Genomic DNA, 1,258 nt, shown 5'->3' with positions numbered 1-1,258 from the left:
TCTATATTCAGTCTGCGTTTTGAGTACACCATAGCAAATCTGAACCAGTTTCCGCATTGCCGCTCCAAGTGCTTGCATTTTGGTTTTTCCAGCTTCCAGCAACCTTCGTTTCTGTTCTTTAATATCTGGATTGTGAGTGCTTGCGCTTACTGCCGCTAAGAACAATTTAGCACGAACCCTTGACGGGCCAACCTTACTCAATGTCGTTCTACCCTTGAAATTTCCCGATTCGTTTAACCTAGGGATGAGCCCAACAAAAGCTGCGGCCTGCTTTGCACTAGAGAACTGTTTGGCACTGAATAAATAAACAAGCTCACGAGATATGACCTTACCAACACCAACGACACTTTGTAATAACTGATGGTTTTTCTTCATGATAGGATCTGAGCTGATAGTTAGGTCAATCTCTTGTTCAATAGAGGCTATTTCCTCATTAATTATGCTAATGATACGTTTTATTGAGCCTATTACTCGTTCATGGGCACCACTAATTTCACTGGCTTCCAAACGATTAGATTCTCTCAATCGGTCCTTTTCTAAAGCTGAAAGACGGCGAGATAATGACTTGATATTACGGGTGTTTAAATCATCAGGAACCCAATGGTGAGCTCGATTTCCCTGGGCGTCACCATATAAAGCAAGCATATAAGAATCTGTTTTATCTGTCTTATGCGTAAGCCCAAGCGACTGGGAAAATTTTTTCGCCTTACCTGGATTTGATATAAATACCTTAAAGCCAGCTAAATGAAGATAAAGTGCTATAGATTCATGGTAAACACCTGTCGATTCCATCGTAATCAAAATATCTTGCGCTTTACACCTTGAAAACTTTAGCAACCAGGCACTTATTTCAGGTTGAATCTCTTTTTTATTCTGAAACTTGCGATATTTTTGACCGCTCTTGGTTTGATCGTGCAGTAAACAGATATCTAAACTTTTTTTACTAACATCAATTCCAACATTTACACTCATATCAACGACTCCACTTGTACATTCAGCATCATTAGCCAGGCAGCTACGCGCTCGGATACCATCCAGTATTTGAGTAAGTAAAATCAGGGGATAATCTACAGAACAATGTCGAGCATTATGTGGTCAAGCATCCTCACTGATTTTAGAGCTTGGAGATAGCTAATCACCCAAAGCTTCAACATACAAGTGGTCAACAAATACCGGACACTATTTTAAGCCGATTTTCGGCAGTAACCGGCGAAACCCCATCATTTGCTTGATGTGGCCGCTGTCGATTGTAATAGTT

General features: G+C 40.5%; 1 protein-coding gene. It reads right to left on the bottom strand.

What is annotated here, in order from left to right:
• On the bottom strand, nt 1-972 hold a 972-nt coding region (locus VHA01S_RS17730), incomplete at its 3' end, for an IS110 family RNA-guided transposase (protein WP_023405716.1).
• Between the last annotated feature and the right edge of the window lie 286 nt (nt 973-1,258).

The sequence above is a fragment of the Vibrio halioticoli NBRC 102217 genome, assembly GCF_000496695.1.
Taxonomy (GTDB): domain Bacteria; phylum Pseudomonadota; class Gammaproteobacteria; order Enterobacterales; family Vibrionaceae; genus Vibrio; species Vibrio halioticoli.
The sequence above is the reverse complement of the archived record's forward strand: the minus strand, read 5'-3'. Positions and strand labels throughout refer to the sequence as shown.